Below are 26,613 nucleotides of genomic sequence, written 5' to 3'. Positions count from 1 at the left end.
CCCAGGCCACCGGCAGCCGGGAGACTCCGGTCGGCCGCCCGCCGGTGAGGTGATGGTGCGACGCGTCCTCGAAGGGCGCGTCGCACTGCTTTTCCCGGCGCGGCGCGGCGGCCGGGCGGCGCCGTTCCCGTACGGACGAGGGCCGCACCCCGGACGGGGTGCGGCCCTCGTCGTGTCACCCGCTCGCGTACGCGGCGGGTGTGCGGCTTACTTGCGGATCAGCGAGCGCAGCACGTACTGCATGATGCCGCCGTTGCGGTAGTAGTCCGCCTCGCCGGGGGTGTCGATGCGCACCTTGGCGTCGAACTCGACGCTGTCACCGTCAGCGGCTCCGCCGCGGGCTGCCTTGACCTTGACGGTCTCCGGGATGCCGCCGTCGTTCAGGGCGGTGACGCCGGTGATGTCGAAGGTCTCCTCGCCGGTCAGGCCCAGCGACTGCGCCGAGGCGCCCTCCGGGAACTGGAGCGGCAGCACGCCCATGCCGATGAGGTTCGAGCGGTGGATGCGCTCGTAGGACTCGGCGATGACGGCCTTGACGCCGAGCAGCGCGGTGCCCTTGGCGGCCCAGTCGCGGGACGAGCCGGAGCCGTACTCCTTGCCGGCCAGGATGACCAGCGGGATGCCGGCCGCCTGGTAGTTCTGCGACGCGTCGTAGATGAAGGAGACCGGGCCGTCCTCCTGCGTGAAGTCACGCGTGAAGCCGCCCTCGGTGCCCGGCGCGATCTGGTTGCGCAGGCGGATGTTGGCGAACGTGCCGCGGATCATGACCTCGTGGTTACCGCGGCGCGAGCCGTAGGAGTTGAAGTCGCGGCGCTCGACGCCGTGCTCCGTGAGGTACTGGCCCGCGGGGGTGTCGGCCTTGATCGCACCGGCCGGGGAGATGTGGTCGGTGGTGACCGAGTCGCCCAGCTTCGCCAGGACGCGGGCGCCCTGGACGTCGGAGACCGGGCTGGTCTCCATCGTCATGCCCTCGAAGTACGGGGGCTTGCGGACGTAGGTGGACTGCGGGTCCCACTCGAAGGTGTTGCCGGTCGGGATCGGCAGCGCCTGCCACTGGGCATCGCCCGCGAAGACGTCCTCGTACGACTTGGAGAACATGTCCTCGCCGATGGCGTTGGCCACGACGTCGTTGACCTCGGCCTCGGAGGGCCAGATGTCCTTGAGGTAGACCGGGTTGCCGTCCTGGTCGGTGCCGAGCGCCTCGGTGGTGATGTCCACCTTCATGGAGCCGGCGATGGCGTACGCGACGACCAGCGGCGGGGACGCCAGGTAGTTCATCTTGACGTCGGGGTTGATCCGGCCCTCGAAGTTGCGGTTGCCGGAGAGCACCGAGGTGACCGCGAGGTCGGCCTCGTTGACCGCCTTCGAGATCTCCTCGTCCAGCGGACCGGAGTTGCCGATGCAGGTGGTGCAGCCGTAGCCGACCAGGTTGAAGCCCAGCTTGTCCAGGTAGGGCGTCAGGTTCGCCTTGTCGAAGTAGTCGGTGACGACCTTCGAGCCGGGGGCGAGGGTGGTCTTGACCCACGGCTTGCGGGACAGGCCCTTCTCGACCGCCTTCTTGGCCACCAGCGCGGCGGCGACCATGACGTAGGGGTTCGAGGTGTTGGTGCAGGAGGTGATCGCGGCGACGGTGACGGCGCCGTGGTCGATCTCGTACGTCGAACCGTCGGCGGCGGTGACCAGGGTCGGCTTGGTCGGCGTGCCGTTGGAGACCGCGGGGGCGTCGGAGGCCGGGAAGGACTCCTTGCCCGCCTCGTCGAGGTCCGCCTCGCTGACGTAGTTGCGTACGTCGTGGGTGAACTGCCGGGCGGCCTCGGCCAGGACGATGCGGTCCTGCGGGCGCTTCGGGCCGGCGATCGACGGGACGACCGTCGACAGGTCCAGCTCCAGCTTCTCGGAGAAGTCCGGCTCGGCGGCCGGGTCCAGCCACAGGCCCTGCTCCTTGGCGTACGCCTCGACCAGGGCGACCTGCTGCTCGGAGCGGCCGGTCAGCTTCAGGTAGTTCAGCGTCTCGTCGTCGATCGGGAAGATCGCGGCGGTGGAGCCGAACTCCGGCGACATGTTGCCGATGGTGGCGCGGTTGGCCAGGGAGGTCGCGGCGACGCCCTCGCCGTAGAACTCGACGAACTTGCCGACGACACCGTGCTTGCGCAGCATCTCGGTGATGGTCAGCACCAGGTCGGTGGCGGTGGTGCCGGGCTTGAGCTCACCGGTCAGCTTGAAGCCGACGACGCGCGGGATGAGCATGGAGACCGGCTGGCCCAGCATCGCGGCCTCGGCCTCGATGCCGCCGACGCCCCAGCCCAGCACGCCCAGGCCGTTGACCATGGTGGTGTGCGAGTCGGTGCCGACGAGGGTGTCGGGGTACGCCTGACCGTTGCGGATCATGACCGTACGGGCCAGGTGCTCGATGTTGACCTGGTGGACGATGCCGGTGCCGGGCGGGACGACCTTGAACTCGTCGAAGGCGGTCTGACCCCAGCGCAGGAACTGGTAGCGCTCCTTGTTGCGGCCGTACTCCAGCTCCACGTTCTGCTGGAAGGCGTTGGCGGTGCCGAACTTGTCGGCGATGACGGAGTGGTCGATGACCAGCTCGGCCGGGGCCAGCGGGTTGATCTTCGCCGGGTCGCCGCCCAGCTCCTTGACGGCCTCACGCATGGTCGCGAGGTCCACGACGCACGGCACACCGGTGAAGTCCTGCATGATCACGCGGGCCGGCGTGAACTGGATCTCCTGGCTGGGCTGCGCCTGGGAGTCCCAGCCGCCCAGCGCCCGGATGTGGTCGGCGGTGATGTTCGCGCCGTCCTCGGTGCGGAGCAGGTTCTCCAGCAGCACCTTCAGGCTGTAGGGCAGGCGGGCGGAGCCCTCGACCTTGTCCAGCCTGAAGATCTCGTACGACTCGTCGCCCACCTGCAGCGTGCTGCGGGCGTCGAAGCTGTTCGCCGACACGACAGTCTCCATTCCATGCATGATTCGCGCGTACCACCGCAATCCTGCCGTCACAGATCCTTGCCGATCAGCTAAGGTAAGGCTAAGTTAGGCAAGCCTTACTAGCGCGGCAGCGGTACGCCTCCCGGCAGATATCTCGATGTCGAGATAACTCTAGTACATCCCTGCCGTGCGGTCATGCGCACCCGGCCGCCGATCGCACCCCCGAGCACACCCGGCACGAAGAGGCCGCAGTTCGCGACCGGACCCGCGCGGAGCGACCGCGCGACGCGACCGGGCCCGGAAGCGGCCACCGGCACCGGATGCCGGCCGTCGAAGTGCCCGGAATCGAGCAGAAATTAGGTTAGGCTAACCTTTGCCGCGTGAAGGTCGGTGAAGAACTCCCCCAGACCGCGCAGCCCCGCGGCCACACCCTCTCCGCCACGGGTGTCACCGTGGCGTACGACGGTGTCGACGTCGTCCACGAGGCGTCCCTCCAGCTCGCGCCCGGACAGGTGACCGTACTGGTCGGCCCGAACGGCAGCGGCAAGTCGACGCTGCTGCGGACCGTGGCGCGGTTGCAGCGGGCGCGGAACGCGGCGCTGACCCTCGGCGAGGAGACGGACGGTTTCGCGCTGACACCCCGCGAGTTCTCGCGGCGGGTCGCGCTGCTGCCCCAGGGGCGGCCCACGCCCAGCGGACTGACCGTGCGGGACGTCGTGGAGTTCGGGCGGTACCCCTACCGGGGCCGCTGGGGCCGGGCCGACCCGGGCGGGCCCGCGGCGGTGGAGCGGGCACTCCGGATGACCGGGGTCGCCGACCTCGCCGAACGGGGTGCCGAGCACCTCTCCGGCGGCCAGTTGCAACGGGTGTGGCTCGCGGGGTGCCTCGCGCAGGACACCGGCGTCCTGCTCCTGGACGAGCCGACGACCTACCTCGACCTGCGCTACCAGGTGGAACTGCTGGACCTGATACGGGACTTGGCCGACGACCACGGCATCGCCGTCGGCGTGGTGCTGCACGACCTGGACCAGGCGGCGGCCGTCGCCGACCGGATCGTCCTGCTCCGGTCGGGCCGGGTGATCGCCGACGGGGAGCCCGAGGACGTCCTCACCCCGCAGCGGCTGTCGGACACGTACGGCATCCGGATCGAGGTCTCCACCGACCCCTCGACGGGGCGGCCGCGCACCCGCGCGATCGGCCGGCACCACACCCGGCGGACGCCGCACGACCGCACACCGCGGGACCGCACGCGCACGCCGCCCGGCGAGACGCCGCAGGACGGCACGCGGACACCGCACGGCGACACGCCACAGACCGGCGACATGCCGCAGGACAACAAGCAGAACGCGCGCGACGCGCACAGCGAAAGGCTCGGTGCCACCTCATGAGACGACTCCTCCTCACCGTCGCCGCGGCCACCGCCGCCGCGCTCACCCTGGGCGCGTGCGGGACGACCGAGCCCGCCGCCGGCCGGGCGGAGAAGTCCGCCGGGCACCTCACCCTCACCGGTGCGTCCGGTACGAAGGTCGAGCTGGACGGGCCCGCCAAGAAGGTCGTCGGGACCGAGTGGAACGTCGTCGAGCACCTGGTCTCGCTGGGCGTCGATCCGGTCGGTGTCGCCGACGTCAAGGGGTACAAGTCCTGGGACACGGCCGTACCGCTGAAGAACGAGCCGAAGGACATCGGCACCCGCGGCGAGCCGAGCACGGACGCCGTCGCCGCCCTCGCGCCCGACCTCATCGTCGCCACCAGCGACCTGCCCGAGGCCGCCCTCACACAGTTGCGGAAGATCGCCCCGGTGCTGGACCTGAAGGCCGCCGACGCCGCCGACCCGATCGGGCGGATGACCGAGGACCTGGAGCTGATCGCCAAGGCCACGGGCACCACGGAGCGGGCCGACGCCCTCAAGAAGGGGTTCGAGGCGAAGCTCGCGGAGGGCAGGCGGAAGCTGGAGAAGGCCGGGCGCGAGGGCACCGCGTTCGCCTTCGCCGACGGTTATGTGCAGGGCAGTCAGGTGACCATCCGGCCGTACACCACCGGTTCCCTGCTCGGTGCGGTGAACGGGAAGCTCGGTCTGCGCAACCCCTGGACGATGAAGGGCGACCCGGGCTACGGGCTCGCCGGCACCGATGTCGAGGGACTGACCAAGCTCGGTGACGTGGAATTCGCGTACATCGGCAGCGACACCGACAAGGCCAGCAATCCGTTCACCGGGGCCCTCGCCGGCAACGCGGTCTGGACGTCGCTGCCGTTCGTGAAGGCGGGCAAGGTGCACCGGCTGCCCGACGGTGTGTGGATGTTCGGCGGCACCGGGTCGATGGAGTCGTACGTCGACTCCGTCGTCGCCGCGCTGACGAAGTGACGACGGGGCACGCGTAGACATCATGGCCGTCACCACCACCGCTCCCCCGGCCCCCACCGCGACGGCGGCATCCCGGAGAGGCGGCGCGGTCGCGGTGACGGCCGGGCTCGTCCTGCTGATCGCCGTCCTCGCGCTCGTCGACATCGCGCAGGGCACCTCCGGCGTCGGCGCGGCGGAGGTCTGGAAGGCGCTCACCGGGCGGGCCGACGCGGCGGACGCCTCCGTCGTCGTCGCCTCCCGGCTGCCGCGCATGGCCGCCGGGCTGCTGGTCGGCGCGGTCCTCGGCATGGCCGGTGCCGCTCTCCAGGCCGTCAGCCGCAATGTGCTCGCCGCGCCCGACACGCTCGCGGTCAACGCCGGTTCCTATCTCTCGCTCGGCCTGGTGGCCGCGACCGGCGTCTCGCTGCCGCTGCTCGCCTCGTCCGGCGTCGCCTTCGTCGGCGGGCTGGCGACCGCGGCCGTGGTCCTCGGACTGTCCGGCCTGGGCGCCGGGACCGTACGGCTCGTCCTGGCGGGCAGCGCGCTGACGCTCGGCCTCACCTCCGTCACCGAGGGGCTGCTGCTGCTGTTCCCCGAGCGGACGGAGGGACTGTACGCCTGGAATCAGGGCAGCATCGCGCAGAACGGTTTAGGCGGAGTGCTGTGGATGCTGCCGCTCGCCGTCGTCGGACTGGCGGGGCTGCTGCTGGCCGCCCGCCGGGTCGACGCCCTGGCGCTCGGCGACGACGCCGCGCGGGGGCTGGGCGTGCCGGTGCGGGCCACCCGGGTGACCACCGTCGTGCTGGCCGCGCTGCTGTCCGCCACGGCCGTCACCCTCGCCGGGCCGATCGGCTTCGTCGGGCTGAGCGCGCCCGCCGTCGTCCGCCTGCTGGCCCGCCGCTACCGCGACTTCGCCCGGACGCGCGCGAGCTTGACGCGGTCCGCGCTGACCGGCGCGGCACTGGTGCTCGGCTCGGACGTCGCGCTGCGGGCGGTGGTGCCCGCCGACGTGGCGGTGGCCGTGCCGACCGGGGTGGTGACGAGTCTGGTCGGCGCCGTCTTCCTGGTGGTGCTGGCGACCCGGGGCCGGGACAGCGGCGCGGCCGCCCCGCCCGACCGGTTGCGCATCCGCAGCCGGACGGTCTTCCTGACGGTGGCCGGGACGCTGGTGGCGGCGCTGATCGCCGTGACCGTCGCCTCCGTACTCCTCGGCGACGCCAAGCTGCTGCTCGGCGACGTCCTGAACTGGACGCAGGGCAGGGCGGGACAGGCCGTCTCCTTCGTCCTCGACACCCGGGTGCCGCGGGTGCTCGCCGCCCTCCTCGCGGGAGCGGCCCTCGCCCTCGCGGGCACCCTGGTCCAAGCGGTGACCCGCAACCCGCTCGCCGAACCGGGCGTCATGGGCGTCTCCGGCGGCGCGGCGCTGGGTGCGGTGATCCTGGTGACGACCGTGCCCGAGGCCGGGCCGACGGGCCTGGCCGCCGCTGCCTTCGCGGGCGCCGCCCTGGCCTCGGCGCTCGTCTTCGGGCTGGCCGCGCGCGGCGGCTTCCGGCAGAACCGCCTGGTGCTGGTCGGTATGGGGGTCGCCACCGCGAGCGCCGCCCTGATCAGCCTGTTCATCGTCCTGACCGATCCGTTCAACGCCACCAAGGCGCTGACCTGGCTGTCCGGTTCGACGTACGGGCGGACGCTGCCCGACCTGCTGCCGCTGGCCGTCGTCCTCGTGGCGGGCCTCGCCGTGGCGGTCGCGCGGCGCACCGCGCTCGACCTCGTCTCACTCGACGAGGACACCCCGAGGCTCCTGGGGCTCGGGGTGCCCCGATCCCGCCTCGGCTTCCTGGCACTGGGCGTCCTGCTGAGCGCGGCGGCCGTCGCCGCCGCCGGGACCATCGCCTTCGTCGGCCTGGTCGCCCCGCACGCCGCCCGCGCCCTGGTGGGCCGCCGGCACGTACGGGTGGTGCCGGTGGCGGTGCTGCTGGGCGCGGTGCTGGTGGGTACGGCGGACGTGGTGGGCCGCACGGTGATCGCCCCGGCCCAACTGGGTGCGGGGCTGCTCACGGCGGTCATCGGCACGCCGTATTTCCTGTGGCTGCTGGTACGGACCCGCGGGGCGGGGCGGTAGGGGGACGGAGCCGGGGCGGCCCGGGGCGGGCACCGGGCCGCCCCGGCTCCGTACGGAAAAGCACCGACCGCACGATCGAGGCGTGACCGCCGGGCCGCACGGCAGCCGTTTCCGCAAACTTCCCCATTGCACCCCCTCACAGGGAAGTTTAGGGTGCGTTCGTGAACGATCGTCTCTACTCCGTGGAACAAGTCGCCGAGCGTCTGGGCCTGCACGTACGCACCGTCCGCAACTACGTGCGCGACGGCCGGCTCGCCGCTGTCCGCATCGGCAAGCAGTACCGGATCGCCCACGAGGACCTGGAAGCCTTCACCGGCCGCCCGGTCCCCGCCGCCCCGGGGGACCCGGCCGGAGGGCGGCGGCACACCGAGGTGTCGAGCGTCGTCGGGATCGACGCGGTCGACGCCCGGACCGCCGGCCGGCTGGCCACCCTCCTGACCGGCGCGGCCGCCACCCGCGGCCACGGTGACCAGCCCCTGCGGGTCGAGACGGCGTACGACCCGGAGCGGGCCCGGATGAAGGTCATCATCATCGGCGGCCTGGCCGACACGGCCCGGCTGTTCGACTACATGGAAGGGGTGCTCTCCTCGTGAGCACGATCTACCGGTCCGCGGCCGGCGAGCAGGAGCTGCAGCGGCGCTACCAGGAGGCGCTGGACCACTGGCCCGTCCCCGCCGAACATCTCCGGATACCGACCCGCGAAGGCGAGACCTTCGTCCTCGCCTCCGGGCCGCCGGACGCTCCGCCCGTGGTCCTGCTGCACGGCTCGGGCACGAACGCGACCATGTGGCAGGGCGACATCGCCGCCTGGTCGCGGCACTTGCGCACGTACACCGTCGACGTCATCGGCGAACCGGGCCTGAGCGCGCCGTCCCGCCCTCCCCTGGCCTCCGACGCGTACGCACAGTGGCTCGACGACGTACTGGACGGCCTGAAGCTCACGACCACCTCCGTCGTCGCCTCCTCCCTCGGCGGCTGGCTGGCCCTGGACCACGCCACCCGCCGCCCCGGCCGGGTGACCCGCCTGGCCCTGCTGTGCCCCGGCGGCCTGGGGAGACAACGGGTGGGTCTGCTGTTCAAGTCCCTGCTCCTGCGTCCGCTCGGACGCTGGGGCATGCGCCGTTCGGTGCGGAGCGCCACCGGTCTGACGCCGGCGCAGGCGGAGCCCGTCCTGGAGCAGGTGGCGCTGACCTTCCGGCACTTCATACCGCGCACGGAACGGCTGCCGGTCTTCTCGGACGACGCGCTGCGCGGCCTGGACACCCCCCTGCTGGTGATCGCCGGCACCGACGACGCCCTATTCGACTCGTCGGACACCGCCCGGCGGGTACGCAAGCACGTCCCGGACGCTACCGTGCGGCTGCTGCCCGGCGTCGGTCACGCGATCTTCGGTCAGACGGATGAGGTTCTCGGGTTCTTGCGGGGGTGAGCGACGGGGATGGAGGCCGGGCCCCGGCGCCGGGGCGGACGCGGCCCCAGGGGCCGGGACCCGAACTCAGGCCCGGGTTCGCGTCCGCCCCGGGGCCGGGCCCCGCGTCGAAGCCCTCCGAACCGGCGCTTCCCCGGCGCCCCCCTCACCCCGCCGACAAGCCCGCCCACACCAAGGCCACGACCTCGTCGTCCGTGAGGCCTTGGGCGCGGGCCTCGGCCACCAGCCGGCCCACGTGTTCGGTGAGGCGCACGCGGCCCGGGGAGGCGTCGCCGGTCACCACGGCGCCGCGGCCGCGGCGGAGTTCGATCAGGCCCTCGCCCTTCAGGCGCTGGTAACCGCGCAGCACCGTATGGACGTTGACACCCAGGGACTCGGCGAGCGCCCGGGCCGCGGGCAGGCGTTCGCCGGACCGTACGGAACCGTCGGCGAGCGCGCCCCGGACCGCGGCGGCGATCTGGTCGCCGAGCGGGACCGGGGAGGCGTGGTCGATGCGGAAGAGCACGTCAGGCCCCCTGGCCGGAGTCGGAGCCGGCGCCGGAACGGGGGTCGGCCCCAGCGGTGGGAGCGGCCGCGCGCGCCCGCGCGGCGAGTGCGTTCAGGAGTGCGGCGGCGGTGGCCGCGTCGTCGACGGTCACCACGAACACGCGGCCGTTCGTGAGCCGCAGGGCGAGCGCCTCACCGGCGCGCAGCACGATACCGCTGCGTCCGGACCGGATCCGGTAGCCCCAGCCACCGAAGTCGGCCAGCGGGCTGACCTGCTGGACCCCCGCTTCGGCCATCCGGTCGAGCGGGATGCGCAGCCGGGGGCGCGGCACCAGGGGCGAGGCGACGGTCAGGCCGCGGTGGTCGGCGGTGACCCGTACACCCGCGAACGCGAGGCAGGTCAGACACGCGATGGTGAAACCCGCCGCGCCGGCCCAGTTCGACATGAGGCCGAAGAGCACGCCGACGGCCAGGAAGCCGGGGCCGAGGACGACCAGGACGGGCGAGCCGACGGTCCGCGACCAGCCCGCGGTCTCGCCGGCCGCGAGGGCCAGGGGCGGTGTCACCCGTGACGGCCCGGCCACCTGGTCCGCCCGTATTCGGTCGCGTCCGGCGCACAGCCAGCCCACCGCCCCGCTCACCACCGCCACGCCCAGAGCCAGGCCCAGGTGCCCCAGCGGGAGCCGGACCGCCGACGCGTCGCCGGCGTCCGCGTTCACCAGCAGGATCGATACCCCCAGACAGCCGAACAGGCCCGCCATCCCGTAGCCGACGCCGATCGCCCAGCGCAGCACCCCCGCCGCCTCGTTGCGCAGCACCAGTACGCCGATGACGGCACCGAAGACGAGGGGCATGGCCGCCCACAGGACGAGGAAGTCGACGGCGTCGGCGAAGTCGTCGCTGGTGCCGCCGGCGGTGAAGTGCACGGCCAGCGGATCGGGTATGCGGTCGCGCAGCGCCGAGTAGAGGGCGATGACGGTCGCGATGGCGAGGAGGAACGGCAGTACGGCGATCAGCGCCCGCCAGGGGCGACGGGTCGCGGGCGGTCCGAAGGCGGGCTCGACTTGCGCGGTATTCACTGGCAGCTCCCTTTCTTTGTTCGCATTGTAGTAGAACAAGCTCGTCACCCATAGGGCGGCCGAACACCACCCCCACCAGTCGCCCAATTACACGCAGATCTCATATCTGAGATACCGTCTTGCTCATGGCAGACGACTACCTCGTACGCATCGGCAGGCTCATCCGCGACGCGCGGCAGCACCGGGGCTGGACCCAGACGCAGCTCGCGGAGGCGCTCGGTACGAGCCAGAGCGCGGTCAACCGCATCGAACGCGGCAACCAGAACATCAGCCTTGAGATGATCGCGAGGATCGGCGAGGCGCTGGACAGTGAAATCGTCTCACTCGGGTATGCGGGACCCATGCACCTGCGCGTCGTCGGTGGCCGGCGGCTGTCCGGAAGCATCGACGTGAAGACGAGCAAGAACGCGTGCGTGGCGCTGCTGTGCGCCACGCTCCTCAACGCGGGCCGCACCACGCTGCGCCGGGTGGCCCGTATCGAGGAGGTCTACCGGATCCTGGAGGTGCTGGGCAGCGTCGGCGTCCGCACCCGCTGGATCAACGACGGCAACGACCTGGAGATCGTGCCGCCGGCCGAACTCGACCTGGACGCCATGGACACGGAGGCGGCACGCCGCACCCGCAGCGTCATCATGTTCCTCGGTCCGCTGCTGCACCGCATGGACCACTTCAAGATCCCGTACGCGGGCGGCTGCGACCTCGGCACCCGGACGATCACGCCGCACATGACGGCGCTGCGCCACTTCGGCCTGGAGATCACCGCGACGGAGGGCACGTACCACGCCGACGTGGACCGCTCCATCTCCCCCAAGCGCGCGATCGTGCTGACCGAGCGCGGGGACACCGTCACGGAGAACGCCCTGCTCGCCGCCGCGCGGCACGACGGCGTCACGGTCATCCGCAACGCCTCCTCCAACTACATGGTCCAGGACCTCTGCTTCTTCCTGGAGGAGTTGGGCGTACGGGTCGAGGGCGTCGGCACCACCACGCTGACCGTGCACGGCGTCGCGCACATCGACCGCGATGTGGACTACGCGCCCTCCGAGGACCCGGTCGAGGCGATGAGCCTGCTGGCGGCCGCCGTCGTCACCGAGTCCGAACTGACCATCCGCCGCGTCCCGGTCGAGTTCCTGGAGATCGAACTCGCCGTCCTGGAGGAGATGGGCCTCAACCACGAGCGCAGCGCGGAGTACGCCGCCGACAACGGCCGCACCCGCCTCATCGACCTGACGGTCCGCCCCTCCAAGCTCCAGGCCCCCCTGGACAAGATCCACCCCATGCCGTTCCCGGGCCTGAACATCGACAACGTCCCGTTCTTCGCGGCCATCGCGGCCAGCGCCCAGGGCCAGACCCTCATTCACGACTGGGTCTACGACAACCGCGCCATCTACCTCACCGACCTCAACCGCCTCGGCGCCCAGGTCAAACTGCTGGACCCGCACCGCGTACTGATCGACGGCCCGACCCGCTGGCGCGCGGCAGAAATGATGTGCCCACCGGCCCTGCGCCCCGCGGTCGTCATCCTGCTGGCCATGATGGCGGCCGAGGGCACCTCCGTCCTGCGCAACGTCTACGTGATCAACCGCGGGTACGAGGACCTGGCGGAGCGGCTGAATTCCATCGGGGCCCAGATCGAGATTTTCCGGGACATCTGAGAAGCGGATGCCGCTGCGCCCTTCCCGACCTGCCCGAATGTGGGCCTGGAGGGGGCGCGGCGGCACCTCTGAGGCATCGCTGGGGCCTTGGGCCCGGACCGGGCCTGTTCCCGGTCGCGAAGCGCAGCTCCGTTCGCACCGCCGCAGGTGGTGCCGCGCAAAGGGCGGTCGGGCAGGGAGTGGGCGGTGCACCGGTCGCCCAGGGCGGTCGATGCGCGCCGCCCGGCGCCGTGGGCGCTGGGCGGCGGGGGTGGTCAGCAGCCGGTGTTGTGCAGACCCGGCGTCTCGAAGTTGCCCTGGCCCGCGACTGACAGGAGACCGTAGATGGTGCTGCAGCCCAGGTTCTGCTTCTTGAACTTGTACGTCTTCGTGTCGCCCTTCTTGACCGTGTACGCGTTGCTGATGTGCTTCGTGTGGCCCTTGCGGTAACCGAACTTCACGGTCACCGGGGAGCCACCGGTCTTCCCGTACACGAGGTTGACGGTGTGGCCGCCGTCGATGATGCCCACGCAGAGCGTGCCGTTGGAGAGCTGGGTGCAGGAGGGGCCCGCGTTGCGGGGAGCGGCCGACGCCGGAGCCGCCAGGCCCGCGGCAGCGAGGAGGGAGGTGGCGAGTACGACGCCGACCCGAGTGTGGTTGCGCATGGGGAAAGTTCTCTTCCTGCAGGTCACAGTGCTGATCACCGGCCAGGTTACCCAGGCGTCAATGAGGCCGCCAAGGCGGATGGGCCTGGACAATCGCCCTCTCACCTTCCGGATGGTCGTGAGATTCCGATGCGCTCCCCACGAGCATCTCGCCATCTGCGGCGTCAGACACCTGTATTGAACGCGCAGGTCGCGGCAGGCACTCCCTACACAGCGCGCGTTCACCGCGGTCCGAGGCAGGAGGCGGAGGCGGGCCGACTGGCGGGATTGGCCCCTCGCGGCTGCCTCACGGACGGGCGCCTGTGCTTCTCTGGGCGGTGGCCGACCCCGCGGTCGGCCACGCCGAGTGCAGCACGCAGGTGTGCGCGGCGCTCTGACTGCCCGCGCGGCCGCATACGTGACAAGTAGTCGCATACGGGACAAGAGGAGGAACCCGTCGATGCCTCCCTCCACGCCTCCCCCGCTCGCCGGCCGGCTCACCGACTGGTTCCTGTCGACCGCGGCCTGGCTGACCACCCCGCTGGCGCCGGACGACTACCTCGGCCTGATCGATCCCTTGCTGTCGGCGCGCCACCCGGCGGGCCGGATCATCGCCGTGCGGCCGGAAGGCCCCAGCGCCGCCACCCTGGTGATCAGGCCGGGGCGCGGGTGGGCAGGGCACCGGGCCGGGCAGTATCTGCCCGTCGGTGTCGCACTGGACGGCGTGCGGCACTGGCGCACCTACTCGCTGACCTCCCCGCCCGGCGGGCCCGGTGCGGCGCTGACCATCACGGTCAAGGCGGACCGGGAAGGCCGGGTCTCGCCGCGTCTGGTCCACCGCACCCGGCCCGGCACCGTGCTACGGCTCGGCCCTGCCCAGGGTGATTTCGTACTCACCGATCCGCCGCCACGTCGGATGCTGATGGTGTCGGCGGGCAGTGGCATCACGCCGGTGATGGGGATGCTGCGTACGCTGTTGAAGCGCCACCCCCGGCAGTCCGGCCGCCCGGACGTCGTCCTCCTGCACAGCGCTCCCACACCGCAGGAGTTCCTGTTCCGCGCCGAACTGCGGGAGATGGCAGTGCGGTTGCCGTGGTTCCGCCTCCACGAACGGCACACCCGGCCTCGCCCTTGCCCCGCCGGTCCAGCGGAAGAGGCCCCGTCAACACAACGGCTGTCCCCCACCGACATCACCGAGCTCTGCCCGGACTGGCGCGCCCGTGAGACCTGGGCCTGCGGTCCGCCCGGCCTGCTGGCCGCGCTCGAAAAGCACTGGGCGGCAGCCGGCCTCACCGAACGGCTGCACACCGAGCGCTTCCACCTCACCCCGTCCCGCCCGCCGCACCCCGACGCCCCAGGCAGCCGGGTCCGCTTCGCCAGGAGCGGCATCGCGGCGGAGTCCGCGTCGGCCGTCCCGCTGCTGGTGACCGGGGAGCAGGCAGGAGTGCCCATGCCGTACGGCTGCCGCCGCGGCATCTGCTTCGGCTGCCTCGTGCCGCTCCTCGATGGCCGGGTACGCGATCTGCGGACCGGCGAGGTGCACGGCGAGCCGGGGAAGCCGATCCAAAGCTGTGTGAACACCGCGGCAAGCCCACTCACCCTCGACATCTAGGCATGTGAAGGAGCCTCCGTGGCGACCACCGCCCCCCGCCTGACTCCCGAGCGGATCGAGGAATTCGGAGCGGAGCTCGACCGGATCCGCGCCGATGTCGTCGCCGAACGCGGCGCCGCCGACGCCCGCTACGTCCACACCGTCATCGCCGTGCAGCGCGGACTGGAGGCAGGAGGCCGGGTCGCCCTCGCCGTCTCCCTGCTGCCGCCCGCCTGGCTGGCGGGCACCGGGATGCTGACCACCGCCAAGATCCTGGAGAACATGGAGCTGGGTCACAACATCCTGCACGGGCAGTGGGACTGGATGGGCGACCCGGCCGTCCACTCCACGACCTGGGAGTGGGACTTCCCCTCCCCCGCCGATGCCTGGAAGCACACCCACAACCACCTGCACCACACCTACACCAATGTGGCCGGACGCGACCGCGACCTCGGTTACACGATCCTGCGCATGAGCGTCGACCAGCGCTGGCGCCCGGCCCACCTCCTGCAGCCGCTCTACGCCGCTCTCCTCGCGCCCGTCTTCGAGTGGGGCATCGCGCTGTACGACCTGGAGGCGGACGCCGCCCTCGCCGGTCGCAAGAGTTCCCGACGCCTCCTCAGCGACACCGCGGGGCTGGCCCGCAAGGCCCTGCGCCAGTTCGCCAAGGACTACGTGCTGTTCCCCCTGCTCGCGGGCCCGTCCGCGGTGCCCTGCCTGCTCGGCAACCTCACCGCCAACACCCTGCGCAACGTCTGGGCGCACACCGTCATCTTCTGCGGGCACTTCCCTGGCGAGGTGCGGACCTTCACCGAGGAGGAGATCGACGGCGAGAGCCGGGGCGAGTGGTATCTCCGGCAGATCCAGGGCTCGGCGAACCTCCAGGGCAGTTCCCTCTTCCACCTCCTCAGCGGCAACCTCAGCCACCAGATCGAACACCACCTCTTCCCCGATCTGCCCAGCAACCGTTACGCCGGGATCGCCCACCGGGTGCGCGAGACCTGCGAGACCTACGGCATCCCGTACGTCACCGGCCCGCTGCGCCGGCAGTACGCCTCCACCTGGGGCCGTATCCTGCGCCACGCGCTCCCCGGCGCAAGCAAGCGACACGACCCGTAGCCGACGGCTCCGCCGAGCCACCCGCCCGCCTCGGTGGGCGGGTCGACGGCAAGGTCATCCCCTGACCCGGCGGGACATCCGGTCGGCGCGCCGCGCGCTCCGTCCAAGGGCATCGGCCAAGCAGTCCCGATGTGAGCAGGACGGCGCCCTCCGCCCAGACCGATCGCTCGCCGGACGCGGTAGACTTGGTGTCACCGAGAGCATTTCGCACACTGGCTCAGAGCTGGAGTCGTTCTCGGAGAACGACGACCCCCAGGCAGACGACGTCGCCCGTCGTGGTGCCTCTCAGGTGGGACCGAGCCATGACCGTGCTCGACGAACCGACGACCTCCTCCACCAGCCCCCGGACAGCCAGGCTGCGTCTGACACCGACGGATCGCCGTAGTGGCCCGCTGGACGGCGCCTGGTGGCCCTGCTCCCGCGATCTGGCGCGCGAACTGCCTTGCCTCACCGCCGCCTTGGACCACTTGTGGGGACGCATCACCCACGTCACGGTGAACCCGTCCCACTGGCCGGTGATCCCGCGCAAGGTGCCCGTCGACGGCCACGTGGTGCGGGTGGGCGCGTTCGGTGCCGAACAAGACCCGCACGAGCTGTTTCTCGCCTCGTACACCGTGGGGCGCTGGGATCTGCTGATCGTGCCGCCCGAAACCGCCCCGGACCGTGCCGCGGCCCTCATGCGCGCCGCCGCCGATCCGCACAACACCCGTACGGCAAGCGGTCTCTTCGAGACCGTCGGTCCGCTGGCCGTTGCGTGTAACCGACGGACGGCGGGTACCCGGAACGTGCCGCCCGGCGCAGCCGAGTGGGAGAGCGAGGGCGGAGCCGTCCGCACGGCCCCGGCCCCGGCCAGGTAGGCCCGGCCTGCCGCACGTACGGCGGATCACCTTGGTGGCTGCGGCGCCTGAGCAGTCCGCTGCCCGGCACCGGCCAGGACCACCGCGCTCCCGACGCCGCCTCCGTGCGGCCCTGAAGGAGATGGCATGACACACCGCCCGCTGACCGACCTCCCCGAGCGCACCACTCCCCGTCCGCAACCCGCCGAGACCACCGAGGCCCCCCAGGGGCCCCTGGTGGCACCCGGTTACGCCGATGTCCGTATCGAGGCGGCGTCCCCCGAAGCGGCCCGGCTGGTCGCTCAGACGCTGCGCGACCGCTACGCCGGCGCCGAGCAGCGCAGTTACCCCGACGCGCCCGACGGCGGCACCAGGCTCCACCTGACGGTCGACACCACCCGCGCCCCCGACGCCGCGGAAGCCCCCCGGCCGTGGCCGGTCGCCGGCCGGCCCCACCACGACGAATGCGCGGTCACCGTCCCACGGCGGCCCACGCCCACCCCGCACGAACCGTCCGCAGACAGGCTGACGCAATGACCATCACCAGCGCACCCGCGGCCACCGCGCGCCCAGTCCTCCCCACCCGTCTCGCCCTGCTCCCGCAGGGCACCGGCCTGCACCGGATCGACGGAGCATGGTGGCCGCGCACCCGCCATCTCGCCGACGAACTCCCGCCCCTGCTCGACACGCTGGCACCCCGCTGGGGCCGCATCACCCGGGTCACCGTCGACAACGCCATGTGGCACACCGGTCCCAACCGCCTGGTACTCGGCCGTCGAGTCATCCACATCAGCCGGTCCGTCGGGATGGGGCACCACCGGAGCGTGTGTCTGCTCGCCCTGGGCACCGGCCGGTGCGACCTGCGCGTCATAGCGCCCGACACCCCACCGGACCAGGCCGAGCACATCATGTCCGCCGCCTCCCGCGCGGACGGCGGCACCGGAGCACCGGCCGGCCCGGCGGGCTACGGCCCGCACCGTCTCCCCACCTGACGCCCGCCTCGCGGCGGCGCGCGGCGCGCCGCCTCCCGCCGTTCCGGCGCCTTCCCTCCCCGCAGGCCCAGGGCCCCGGCCGCGCCACCAACCTGTGGCCGCCGGCCCTGCTCTCCTTCGGCGAGAGCTGGCACCCCCTCCACCACACCGACCCCACCTGCGCCCGCCACGGCGTCGACCGCGGCCAGCTCGATCCGACCGCCGCCGCCATCCGCCTCTTCGAACGCCTCGGCTGGGCCACCGACGTCCGCCGGCCCGCCCCCGCCCGCCTCGACCACTGCCGCCACCGACCGTCGCTTCCCAGACCGCGGCCGGTCACATGAGACACGGAGTTGCCCCGCACCACGATGCTGCGGAAAAGCACCCATGCCTGGGCAAGTCGACCCGCCTGAAGTATCCCGCCTGCCTGAAGCCCCCCACCCTCCAACCGATTTCGGCTCCTCAAGGTTGGTGAAGGCTGTTGCTTTCGGAGTCAAGTGGTGGCCTGCAGGGCGCGGTGGGCCACGGTGCGCAGGTGGTCGAGGACGTCCGGGTCGGCGTCGAGGGTGTAGTCGGTGTCGAGGGCGGCGAGGGTCTGGGGGATGCCGGTCAGGTGGTTGCTGGAGCAGTCGACGGTGCAGGTGTTCTCGTCGAGGGGCTGGATGCGGTCGGCCAGGGCCCAGGTGCGGCGGCGGAGGGTTTCGGCGGGGGCGTGGACGGTGGCGATGGCGCGGTAGCAGGCGGGGGCGGTGGCGATTTTGCCGGCGACGTAGGCGGCGGGGTCGTCGTCAGGGACGGGGCGGGGGGTGAAGTGGTGGCGGGTGGGGGTCGGGTCGGTGATGCGGTCGAGGCGGTAGATGCGCCAGTCGTTCTTGCCGGTGTCGTGGGCGAGGAGGTACCACAGGCCGCCGGAGGCGACGAGGTGGTGGGGTTCGACGCGACGGGGGGCCTGGGCGCCGCCGCGGGGGGTGTAGTCGAAGGTGACGGTCTCGTGGTCGCGGCAGGCGATGGCCAGCAAGGCCAGGGCCGCGGGGGCGGTGCGCGGGCCGCTCGGTGCCCAGTCGATGGTGGCGGTGGTCTGCTGCAGGGCGGCGACCTGGGCGCGCAGGCGGTGCGGCAGGACCTGTTCGAGTTTGGCCAGGGCCCGCAAGGTGGTTTCCTCCATGCCGGTGAGGTGGCCGGCGGCGGTGCGCAGGGCGACGGCGGTGGCGGTGGCTTCGTCGTCGTCGAGTAGGAGGGGTGGCATGGCGGTGCCGGAGGCCAGGCGGTAGCCGCCGGCGTGGCCGGTGGTGCCTGCTACGGGATAGCCGAGTTCGCGCAGGCGGTCGATGTCGCGGCGGATGGTCCGGCCGGTGACGCCGAGACGTTCGGCGAGTGCGGTGCCGGACCATTCGCGGCGGGTCTGCAGCAAGGACAGCAGGCGGAGCATCCGTGCGGGTAGGTCGCTCGTCATGTTTTCCATAATGGCGCCCTTTACGGACGTGAGGTGTCCTAAAAGCCTCCTAGCGTGAGGGGCATGTCCGAGAACAAACACCTCCGAACTCCCTCGAACGCGGTCGATCCGCGCAGGTGGGCGGCGCTGGTCGTGGTGCTGGTCGCCTCCTTCATGGACGCGGTCGATGTGACCGTGGTCCACATCGCCTTGCCCGGCATCCAGGCCGGGACCGGGGCGTCGACGGCGCAGATGCAGTGGATCACCGGCGGATACGCGCTGGCGTTCGCGCTGGGGCTGATCACCGGTGGCCGGCTGGGTGACCTGTTCGGCCGCAGGAGGATCTTCCTGCTCGGCGTGGTCGGCTTCACGCTCACGTCACTGGTGTGCGGGGTCGCCGGGAGTCCGGAGATCCTGCTGGCCGGACGCATCGCGCAGGGCGCCATGGCGGCGCTGATGGTGCCGCAGGTGCTGTCGATCATCCATGTCACCTTCCCCGAGCGGGAGCGCGGCAAGGTCTTCGGGATCTACGGCTCGGTCATGGCCCTGGGGACCCTCGCCGGGCCCCTGGTCGGCGCTCTGCTGGTCGAGGGGGACCTGTTCGGCCTCGGCTGGCGTCCGATCTTTCTGGTCAACCTGCCGCTGGGCATCGCCGGGCTGGTCGCCGGGGCGCTGCTGATCGGCGAGTCGAAGGCCGAGCGGGCCGCCCGCCTGGACCTGGCGGGTGTGGTGCTGGCCTCGGCGGGCCTGCTGGCGCTGGTTCTGCCGCTGACCCAGGGCCGTGAGCTGGGCTGGCCTGCCTGGACGTACGGGTCGATGGCCGCCTCCGTGCCGGTGCTGGGCGCGTTCGTGGCCTGGGAACGGCGCCTGGCGCGGCGGGGCGGATCACCTCTGGTGGTGCTGTCGCTGTTCTCCCGGCCCAGCTTTGCCGGCGGGCAGGGCGTGCAGTTGCTGTTCGGCCTGGCCTCGGGGGTGTTCTTCCTGGCCTGGACGCTCTACCTGCAACTGGGGCTGGGCTTCTCGCCGCTGAAGGCGGGGCTGTCGGGGATGCCGCTGTCGGCGGCCATGATGGCCGGCGCCGGGCTGTCCATGCAGGTGCTGGTGCCGCGCTTCGGACGGCGGGTGCTACAGGCCGGCGGGCTGCTGGCCGCCGCGGGCATGGTGCTGTTCGTCTGCCTGGCCGGTCACTACGGCACCGGCATCACCGTGTGGCAGACGATGCTGCCGCTGCTCCCGATGGGCCTGGGCATGGGGATGATCATCGCTCCGTTGACCGACGTGATCCTCTCCGAGGTCCCCCAGAGCACGCCGGCTCCGCCTCCGGACTGACCAACACCACCACGCAGCTCGGCCAGGCCATCGGCGTGGCCCTGTCCTCGGTCGTCTTCTTCGACCGGCTCGGCTCCGGCGGCCCCGCCGCCCGGACGCAGCAGATGCCGCACGCCTTCACCGGCTCCCTGTGGTACGTCGCCGCCGCCTTCACCGCCGCGTTCGCCGTCCTGTTCGCCCTGCCCCGCACGGCCGGCACCAGGCAGCCCGAGACCGACGGAACACAACAGGAGCGGGAGGCCGAGCCGGTCCCGGTCGGCTGACACCCCACCCACCGCGGTCTCACTCCAACGGTCCGTACCACGGGCCACCCGCACCGGAGCGGGCCAGGCTCGACACCACAGCCGGCCCCTCCCCGCTCCCGCCCCGTGCCCCCGTACAACACCCACGAAAGGCATGCACATCATGGGTTTCATGTCTCCCGGCCAGGGGGTCTGGTTCGAGATCGGCACCACCGACGCGCAGGCCACGACGGACCTCTACGCCGCGGCGTTCGGCCGGCGGTTCGTGGGGGACGAGACGGCCGGCGACACGCCGTACTTCACCGTCTTCACCGGCGCCCAGTGGCCCTCCGGCGGACTGTGGGAACACGGGGACGCCCGGACGGCGCCGACTACGCCATGCCGTCCTTCATCTCCTCCGACGCCACCGCTGCCGACACCGCCGCACAGGAGGCGGGCGCCCGGGTCGAGTACGGGCCCGAGGCCACCCCCGACGGGCTGGTCCTCTCCCGCCTCCTGGCCCCGCGCGGCAACCGCTTCGGCCTGTTCTCCATGCCCACAGGTTCATGAACCGCGTGGCGGGGCGGCGCTCGGACGCCGCCCCGCCGGGCTCCAGGGCACCGCCCACAGGGCTGCGCCCCGCGCCCGAGCTACCGCACCACCGAGGTAAGGAACCAACCACCATGAGCACCACCCACCCCGCCGACGCCCTCAACGGCTCGGTGACCTCGTACGCGATCTGGGCCGACGACGGGCGCCGGCTCGCCGCGTTCTACGCCGCCGCACTGGGCAGCGAGGTCGGGCAGCCCTACCCCGACGAGCACGGCAACGAGGTCGCCTTCCCCGTCACCGTCGGCAGCACGATGTACGTCTTCTGGACCTCCAGCTCCTTCACCGCACCCGCCTGGCCTCAACAGGACCTGCCCTTCCACATGGACCTGGCGTTCCCCGACGTGGCCGCCGCAGAGAAGCGGCTGCTGGAACTCGGGGCGAGCAAGCCCGGCTTCCAGCCCGGCGGCGACCACTGGACGGTCCTGCTGGACCCCTCCGGCCAGCCCCTGTGCATCAGCCAGGCCCAGCCCTCCTGACCGCACCAGGACACCTTCTCCCAGCCCACGGCCGCGGCACCCGGTCGCGGCCGTGGCCGCACCGCCACACGGCCCTGCTCTCCCTCGGAAGGAATCCCCATGAAGATCGCACTGCTCGGGACCAACTTCGGCCAGGCACACGCCGCGGTCTACGCGGCCCGCGGCGACGTGGACGTGGTGATGTTCGGCCGCGACGCGGCCAAGACCGCCAAGGTGGCCGACCAGTTCGGCTTCGCCGCCTCCACCGACACGGACGCCGCGTTCGAAGACAGCTCGTTCGACCTCGTGGACATCTGCCTGCCCATCGCGCTGCACACCCCGATGGCGCTCCGCGCCCTCAAGGCGGGCAAGCACGTTCTGACCGAACTGCCCATGGCCGCCACTCTGGAGGAGGGCCGCAGGCTCGTGGCCGCCGCCGAGGCGAGCGACCGCCACGTGTTCGTGGACATGTTCGAGCGGTTCATCCCCGCCAACCAGGTCCTGACCGACGCCGTACGCGAAGGCACCTACGGCCGACTGCGGGAACTGACCTGCTGGTCGGCGATGGCGCCGCTGTGGCCCGGCGCCTGCCTGGGAGCGCGGGTTCTGCCGATGGAGGCCATGCACAGCGACCTCGACCTGATCACCCGCACCCTCGGCATACCCCACCAGGTCCACGTCACCGCGGTCGAACGGGACGTGGACGCCGGCGCGGTCGAAGCGATCATGGCCTTCGACGGGGCGATCGCCCGCAGCTCGGTCTCGTCCCTACGGCCGATGCCCTGGGGCGGGCGCGGCGGCTACACCGCCGCCTTCACCGACGGCGTCCTGGAATCGGTCTTCACCATGGGCTACGACGGCAAACCCACCACCACCCTGACCGCCTGCACCAGCGACGGCGCCCATGAGGTGGAACTGCCCCCGGCCGACCAGTACACCGCGATGATCGACCACGTCCTGGCAGTACTGCGCGGCGAGGCGGACAACCGCATCACCCCGGCCGGCGCACTGGACGCGCTGCATCTGACCCTGCGCATCGACCAGCAGGTCGACAAGGACCGCTGACGCACGCGCCGCGTCCACCCCCCATCGGTGGGCGCGCGACACGCCCTCAGCGGCCGGCGTAGAGGAAGCGTAGGTAGCGGGCGTATGACAGCTCGTGGTGCCGGGCCCGGGTGTTCTCTGCCGCAGCGCTCAGCCTGGTGTGAAGGGAGCGATTCTGCTGGAGTTGGACCGTGCGCCGGCTGAATTCCTGGCGTTTTCGGCGGGCCCTGTCCTCGGCGGTGCTGTTTTCGCGGGCGAGTCGTTCCTGTTCCTCCTCCAGTCGCTTCTTCGCCTGCGCGCGGGAGGCATCGGCGTCGGCCTCCACGGCCTTGCGGCGGTTGGTGAGCTGAGTCCGGCGGAGGGCGATTTCCTGCTCGGCCGACTGTCGCTCCAGCCTGCTGAGGGCAGTCGGCCGGCGGGCGGCAGCGGTTGCGGCCGCCTCGTTGCGCCAGGTGACCAGAGCGAGGGCCTTCGCCTCGCCGATGCCATGCACGTTGACGGAATGGCCGTTGGACCGTATGAGCACGGCGCCGGTGCTGTGGTACGCGCTGTTCTGTACGGGGCGGTAGCCCGTGAAGTCGGCAGCCGACCGGATGCCGTGTGCGGCGAGGCGGTCGGCCAGCCGCGGTCCGATGCCGTGCGGGGGCGACTGTGCTATCAGCCGTCGGGCGAGCTGGTCGCGGACGTATGCGGACTGCTTGTCGGCGAGTGCCTTGGCCAAGGTCTTGCGGAGGTCCTCCGCGAGGCCGTCGATCTTCTTGTCGACCTCACGTTGCTCGCGTACCTTGCGCTTCTCGGCCTCTTTGAGCGCGGCGTGGTACCGGGCCGTGAGTTCGCTCCGGGCCCGCGGGTGGGCGGCGTGTCGATCCGCCTCCGCGGCGTCGAACGCCGCTTTTTCCTTGTGGAGCTTCGCGGCCGCTTTCGACGGGTCGCCGAGCTGGTGCAGTTGGTCCGTCAGCGCGGCCAGGTCGGCCCGGGACCGTACCCGCTCGGCACGACGGCGCCAGGTGAAGGCCGTGACCGCGGCGGCGAGAACGAGGGGGGCCGCCGGGCCGGGAAGGGTCGTCGGGACCCCGGCGACGAACATCAGGAGGGCGGCAAGGACGGCGATGGGCCACAGCACGGCCGCGACGACATCGAGCGCCGTCCGGGTGCGGAAGCCGCCCGGCGGCGCCGTCCCGGGTGTGGCCGGGGCGGAGGCCGGCTGTTCCGCGAGGTGTCCGGACATCCAGCCGGGCAGTCCGCCGGTGCCGGAAGCGGCTGCGGGGGCGGCCGACGCCGTGGTGGTCGGGGCGGGGGCCGGCTGTTCCGGTACGGCCCGGGCCAGTGGGGGAAGCAGGTCCAGCGGCTGGAAGGCCAGCGAGCGCACCTGGTCCGCGAGGCCGCTCACCACCCGGTCCGGATGGGCGAGCAGGGTCCGCAGACCGGTGGAGCCGGCCGGGTTCGTGAAGTCTTCCTCGGTGAGGAGCAGGAACTCGCCACTCGGGGTGTGGAGTTGCCCCCAGAGAGCGGGGTCGGCGGCGATCGCCTTGAGCGACATGAAGATGACCCAGGCGGAGAACCGGTCCAGCGCCGTGCCGAAGTCGTCGTTCCCGCGCAGGGGCGACTGGTAGTTGCGGTGGCCCCGTTCGGTACCGCCCAGACCGGCCAGGGCGGGGACGTACATGCCGTCGTAGTCGACGAGGCGGAAGGTGTCGTCGCCGGCGACGAGCAGGTTGCCGTGCTGGAGGTCGCCGTGGGCGATCTCGTGGGCCGACAGGTCTCGGGTCAGCGCCTCGAACCGGTCGGCCAGCCGGCCGACGGCGTGCCGGTCGGTGTGGTGGGCGTCGAGCCAGGAGGACAGCGTCACGGCTTCTGTCCAGTCCATCTTGAGGACCGGATAGAGGTCGTTTCCCACCCGGATGGCGTCGGGAAGGTACTCGAATCCGAGTTTCCACGGCTGGGAGAGCTCGGCCGGGACCAGCCGCGCGAGGCGGGAGCTGATCGCCTCGTAACGACGCTCCTGGTCGGGGACGTGCCGGGTGAAGCACTTGACGGCGTACCGCTGCCCCGTCGTGGCGGAGGTCAGCGAGAAGACGCTCGCGAAGGCGCCGGATATGGCCCGGGGCATGCCGAGCTTGGTCAGTTCCGGCCGTGCGCCCTTGAGTTCGGGGTGCCGGAAGCAGAGCAGGGTGTGCTGCAGTGCCTCCGCGTAGGCCGCGCCGCTGGGAAACTGCCGCTGCGGACCGAGAGGCGGGCCCACGTTCACCGCCCTTCGAAATCGATCCGTACGACTGCCACGTCGTCGTTGCGCAGGTGCCGGCTTTCCCGGAGGCCGTCCAGCCACCTCGTGAACTCGGCCAGGTCGTCGGGCTGTCCGGAGTACTCCAGCAACTGCCGTACGGCGCTGAGCTGGTCGGCAGCCGACAGGAACCACGCGGCCAGGGCGTCGGTCATCAGGAAGAGCCGGTCGCCCGGGCCGCACCGTCCTTCGGCGAACCGGGCGCGGCGGGCCAGCAGCCCGGCATCGTGGTTACGGCTGCCGAACAGGGCGGGCGCCGTACCGAACTCGGCGGCCGCCCCTACGGGGAACGCCTGGACCAGCCGGTCGTCCCGCAACTGGAACAGGCAACTGTCCCCCAGGGCGGCGGCCCGCCACTGCCAGGCCGGCCCGGCCGCCCCGTCGGTCTCACCGGCCGGCCGCGCAGCGGGCCCGGGGTCGGGGTCGACGCGTACCGTGAGCAGGGTCGCGTGAGCGCCGTCGGCGAGCTTGGTGTGCTCGTACCACTTCAGCGGACGCCCTTCGGCGACGCGTGATCGCGTGTACTCGGCGAGCCAGGGGCCCCACTGCGCCACGGCGGACGACGCGAACTTCTCGAACGCGGCGCCGCCCGCGAGCATCTCGGGCCGCTCCATGGCGTGCTCGGCGGCCGTACGGGACAGCAGCCGGGCCCAGTCCTTGGCCAGCGCGCTCTCGGTTGCTCCGTCGCATACGCCCGCGGTGAGCGGCTGCCGCAGCATGTGGTCGTGGGAGCAGTCCGGGAGCACGGTGACGGCGTCCTCGCACTCCGCCGCCGTGCTCCCGTCCTTGGGGGACACGAGGTGCGTGACGTACACGCAGGAGGGGGAACCGGTCACCGCAGCTCGGTGGCGCGGGTGCCGATGTCGAGGAACTGCACGACCGTGGTGATGTCCGCGTTGTAGACGAAGCCGCGGGTGGTCTCGCTGACCCGCTGGCCCTGCGAGGCGGCGTACGAACGCATGTGGCCGGGCAGCGGACTCGACATGGCGAAGAGGGTGCGGGCGTAGTTGTCGGGGAGCCCGTCGGCGGTGTCGGGGAAGGCCGTGGGGGTCCCGCCGGCCGCGGAGACGTGCAGGTTGAAGAGCAGGGCCGCGCCGTCGGCCGTGGCGTGCGCGGTGATGGCCTCGGCGGCCGCGGTGGGGTCCCCGTCGGTCGACTCGCCGTCCGTCAGGTTGATGACGATCGGCGGGAAACCGGCCGGGTAGCGCTCGGTCCAGCTCGCGACGAGGCTCTCGGCGAAGCGGAGGGCTCGGTTCATCGGGGTGCCGCCGTGGGCGACGGGGTCCATCCACAGCGGGAAGTTGACCGTCGTCTCCACCAGGCCGCCTGCCCCGTCCGGCACCCGCTTGGTCCGTTCGTCGATACGGGCCGGGTGGTCCGCCACCTCGCTGAGGGGGACGATGTCCCGCCCCGCGAGCGCCCCGGCGAACGCCGAGCCCACGGTGGCGCCGTAGCCGATGACCGCGACGTGGAAGTAGTCACGTACGCCTTCTTCCTTGGCGCACTTGACCGAGAGTTCGGTGAGGAGCCGGTTGATGGCGTCGGCGACGACATCGGCCTTCTGCTGGGGGACCTCACCACCGATGGGGTCGCTCATCGAGGTCGACTGGTCGACGAGGAAGATGATGCTCGTCGGATTGCTGCGGCTGATCTCGGCCGTGTACGGCACGTTGCGCTCCCGGCGGGTGGCGAAGAAGGTCGGTCGGCGAGGAAGGTCGCCGGGGGAGGTCGGCGACATGCTGACGTTCCGTACCGGAGCGCGCGCCGAGACATCGAGGTCCCCGGTCGTATCTTAGTCCTAGCGCCTTGGCACATGAGCGGGAACGGGCAACGTGGAGCTGGGCGGCAACTGGTGTGCCGTGGCCCTGAAGTGGGGGCGCGCGGAGTCCGCGCGGTCGGTCCGCCGCCTGCGTGCTCTGCCGGGAACCGGCGGCTCGGTTGCCGCCATGGTTCCGCCGCCTTCGGGCAGCTCGGCGACCGACGTCTCCGGGGGCCGGGCAGCGCGGTGCCGCCCGCTGTGCCGCCCCCGGAGGTCAGTCGGTCCCCCTGTGTCGCG

At 71.9% G+C, this 26,613-nt stretch carries 21 protein-coding genes and 3 pseudogenes; 16 read left to right on the top strand and 8 right to left on the bottom strand.

Annotated elements, in window-relative coordinates; translation table 11 throughout:
* Nucleotides 1-207 precede the first annotated feature (207 nt).
* Complete coding sequence (acnA, locus tag ACH4EB_RS04560) at nucleotides 208-2,949, bottom strand: aconitate hydratase AcnA (protein ID WP_398346410.1); 2,742 nt, start codon at nucleotides 2,947-2,949, stop codon at nucleotides 208-210.
* Between the two features lie 362 nt (nucleotides 2,950-3,311).
* On the opposite strand from acnA, the pseudogene ACH4EB_RS04555 reads away from it, so the two are divergent.
* The 5 genes and pseudogenes from ACH4EB_RS04555 to ACH4EB_RS04535 all read left to right on the top strand — a co-directional run.
* Nucleotides 3,312-4,145, top strand: a pseudogene (locus tag ACH4EB_RS04555) (ABC transporter ATP-binding protein); the annotation flags it as partial.
* 170 nt (nucleotides 4,146-4,315) lie between these two features.
* Nucleotides 4,316-5,293, top strand: a complete 978-nt coding sequence (locus ACH4EB_RS04550) for an ABC transporter substrate-binding protein (protein WP_398345836.1) — start codon at nucleotides 4,316-4,318, stop codon at nucleotides 5,291-5,293.
* A 22-nt stretch (nucleotides 5,294-5,315) separates the two neighbouring features.
* On the top strand, nucleotides 5,316-7,394 hold the full coding sequence (locus ACH4EB_RS04545; RefSeq protein WP_398345835.1) for an iron ABC transporter permease: 2,079 nt from the start codon (nucleotides 5,316-5,318) through the stop codon (nucleotides 7,392-7,394).
* A 161-nt stretch (nucleotides 7,395-7,555) separates the two neighbouring features.
* On the top strand, nucleotides 7,556-7,987 hold the full coding sequence (locus ACH4EB_RS04540; RefSeq protein WP_398345834.1) for a helix-turn-helix domain-containing protein: 432 nt from the start codon (nucleotides 7,556-7,558) through the stop codon (nucleotides 7,985-7,987).
* A complete protein-coding gene (locus tag ACH4EB_RS04535) occupies nucleotides 7,984-8,823 on the top strand; it encodes an alpha/beta fold hydrolase (protein ID WP_398345833.1) in 840 nt (279 codons plus the stop codon). Before ACH4EB_RS04540 ends, ACH4EB_RS04535 begins: the two co-directional genes overlap by 4 nt.
* A 145-nt stretch (nucleotides 8,824-8,968) precedes the next feature.
* Here the strand turns inward: ACH4EB_RS04535 and ACH4EB_RS04530 are convergent, their stop codons facing one another.
* Both ACH4EB_RS04530 and ACH4EB_RS04525 read right to left on the bottom strand, forming a co-directional pair.
* Nucleotides 8,969-9,328, bottom strand: coding sequence for a GntR family transcriptional regulator (locus ACH4EB_RS04530; protein ID WP_398345832.1), 360 nt, complete (start codon nucleotides 9,326-9,328; stop codon nucleotides 8,969-8,971).
* Nucleotide 9,329: 1 nt separating this feature from the next.
* Complete coding sequence (locus ACH4EB_RS04525) at nucleotides 9,330-10,388, bottom strand: hypothetical protein (protein ID WP_398345831.1); 1,059 nt, start codon at nucleotides 10,386-10,388, stop codon at nucleotides 9,330-9,332.
* 125 nt (nucleotides 10,389-10,513) lie between these two features.
* Here ACH4EB_RS04525 and ACH4EB_RS04520 point away from each other — a divergent pair, with 125 nt between their 5' ends.
* Complete coding sequence (locus ACH4EB_RS04520) at nucleotides 10,514-12,043, top strand: helix-turn-helix domain-containing protein (RefSeq protein ID WP_398345830.1); 1,530 nt, start codon at nucleotides 10,514-10,516, stop codon at nucleotides 12,041-12,043.
* A gap of 254 nt (nucleotides 12,044-12,297) precedes the next feature.
* Here ACH4EB_RS04520 and ACH4EB_RS04515 read toward each other — a convergent pair whose 3' ends face one another.
* Nucleotides 12,298-12,687, bottom strand: a complete 390-nt coding sequence (locus tag ACH4EB_RS04515) for a hypothetical protein (RefSeq protein WP_398345829.1) — start codon at nucleotides 12,685-12,687, stop codon at nucleotides 12,298-12,300.
* A 439-nt stretch (nucleotides 12,688-13,126) separates the two neighbouring features.
* On the opposite strand from ACH4EB_RS04515, the gene ACH4EB_RS04510 reads away from it, so the two are divergent.
* The 6 genes and pseudogenes from ACH4EB_RS04510 to ACH4EB_RS04485 form a co-directional block, all read left to right on the top strand.
* On the top strand, nucleotides 13,127-14,278 hold the full coding sequence (locus ACH4EB_RS04510) for a ferredoxin reductase (protein ID WP_398345828.1): 1,152 nt from the start codon (nucleotides 13,127-13,129) through the stop codon (nucleotides 14,276-14,278).
* A gap of 18 nt (nucleotides 14,279-14,296) precedes the next feature.
* Nucleotides 14,297-15,376, top strand: a complete 1,080-nt coding sequence (locus tag ACH4EB_RS04505) for a fatty acid desaturase family protein (protein ID WP_398345827.1) — start codon at nucleotides 14,297-14,299, stop codon at nucleotides 15,374-15,376.
* Nucleotides 15,377-15,678: 302 nt separating this feature from the next.
* Nucleotides 15,679-16,233: a DUF5994 family protein gene (locus ACH4EB_RS04500; RefSeq protein ID WP_398345826.1), complete on the top strand. Its 555-nt coding sequence runs from the start codon at nucleotides 15,679-15,681 to the stop codon at nucleotides 16,231-16,233.
* Nucleotides 16,234-16,359: 126 nt separating this feature from the next.
* Complete coding sequence (locus tag ACH4EB_RS04495; RefSeq protein WP_398345825.1) at nucleotides 16,360-16,749, top strand: hypothetical protein; 390 nt, start codon at nucleotides 16,360-16,362, stop codon at nucleotides 16,747-16,749.
* Nucleotides 16,746-17,204 carry a DUF5994 family protein gene (locus ACH4EB_RS04490; protein WP_398345824.1) on the top strand — a complete coding sequence of 153 codons (459 nt, stop codon included), beginning with the start codon at nucleotides 16,746-16,748 and terminating at the stop codon, nucleotides 17,202-17,204. The genes ACH4EB_RS04495 and ACH4EB_RS04490 overlap by 4 nt, the downstream gene beginning before the upstream one ends.
* Before the next feature lie 80 nt (nucleotides 17,205-17,284).
* Nucleotides 17,285-17,527: pseudogene (locus ACH4EB_RS04485) on the top strand (acyl-CoA desaturase); the annotation flags it as partial.
* Nucleotides 17,528-17,676: 149 nt separating this feature from the next.
* Here the strand turns inward: ACH4EB_RS04485 and ACH4EB_RS04480 are convergent.
* Nucleotides 17,677-18,636: a helix-turn-helix transcriptional regulator gene (locus ACH4EB_RS04480; protein WP_398345822.1), complete on the bottom strand. Its 960-nt coding sequence runs from the start codon at nucleotides 18,634-18,636 to the stop codon at nucleotides 17,677-17,679.
* A gap of 63 nt (nucleotides 18,637-18,699) precedes the next feature.
* Between ACH4EB_RS04480 and ACH4EB_RS04475 the strand changes: the two are divergent.
* The 4 genes and pseudogenes from ACH4EB_RS04475 (at nucleotide 18,700) to ACH4EB_RS04460 (ending at nucleotide 22,297) form a co-directional block, all read left to right on the top strand.
* A pseudogene (locus tag ACH4EB_RS04475) lies at nucleotides 18,700-20,207 on the top strand (MFS transporter).
* A 318-nt stretch (nucleotides 20,208-20,525) separates the two neighbouring features.
* Nucleotides 20,526-20,735 (top strand): hypothetical protein, encoded by a 210-nt coding sequence (locus ACH4EB_RS04470; RefSeq protein ID WP_398345821.1) that lies wholly within the window; start codon nucleotides 20,526-20,528, stop codon nucleotides 20,733-20,735.
* Between the two features lie 113 nt (nucleotides 20,736-20,848).
* A complete protein-coding gene (locus ACH4EB_RS04465) occupies nucleotides 20,849-21,253 on the top strand; it encodes a VOC family protein (RefSeq protein WP_398345820.1) in 405 nt (134 codons plus the stop codon).
* 99 nt (nucleotides 21,254-21,352) lie between these two features.
* Nucleotides 21,353-22,297, top strand: coding sequence for a Gfo/Idh/MocA family protein (locus tag ACH4EB_RS04460; RefSeq protein ID WP_398345819.1), 945 nt, complete (start codon nucleotides 21,353-21,355; stop codon nucleotides 22,295-22,297).
* A gap of 46 nt (nucleotides 22,298-22,343) precedes the next feature.
* On the opposite strand, the gene ACH4EB_RS04455 is transcribed toward ACH4EB_RS04460, so the two are convergent.
* From ACH4EB_RS04455 to ACH4EB_RS04445, 3 genes are read right to left on the bottom strand one after another with little or no spacing between them, the layout of a single operon-like run.
* Nucleotides 22,344-24,518, bottom strand: a complete 2,175-nt coding sequence (locus ACH4EB_RS04455; RefSeq protein ID WP_398345818.1) for a hypothetical protein — start codon at nucleotides 24,516-24,518, stop codon at nucleotides 22,344-22,346.
* 2 nt (nucleotides 24,519-24,520) lie between these two features.
* On the bottom strand, nucleotides 24,521-25,393 hold the full coding sequence (locus ACH4EB_RS04450; protein ID WP_398345817.1) for a hypothetical protein: 873 nt from the start codon (nucleotides 25,391-25,393) through the stop codon (nucleotides 24,521-24,523).
* Entirely contained in the window at nucleotides 25,390-26,295 is a 906-nt protein-coding gene (locus ACH4EB_RS04445) for a vWA domain-containing protein (protein ID WP_398345815.1), read from the bottom strand. Before ACH4EB_RS04445 ends, ACH4EB_RS04450 begins: the two co-directional genes overlap by 4 nt.
* Nucleotides 26,296-26,613 lie beyond the last annotated feature (318 nt).

The organism is Streptomyces sp. NPDC018045 (assembly GCF_044327445.1).
Taxonomy (GTDB): domain Bacteria; phylum Actinomycetota; class Actinomycetes; order Streptomycetales; family Streptomycetaceae; genus Streptomyces.
Note: the sequence above shows the minus strand (reverse complement) of the source record. Positions and strands in the feature narration are given on the sequence as shown.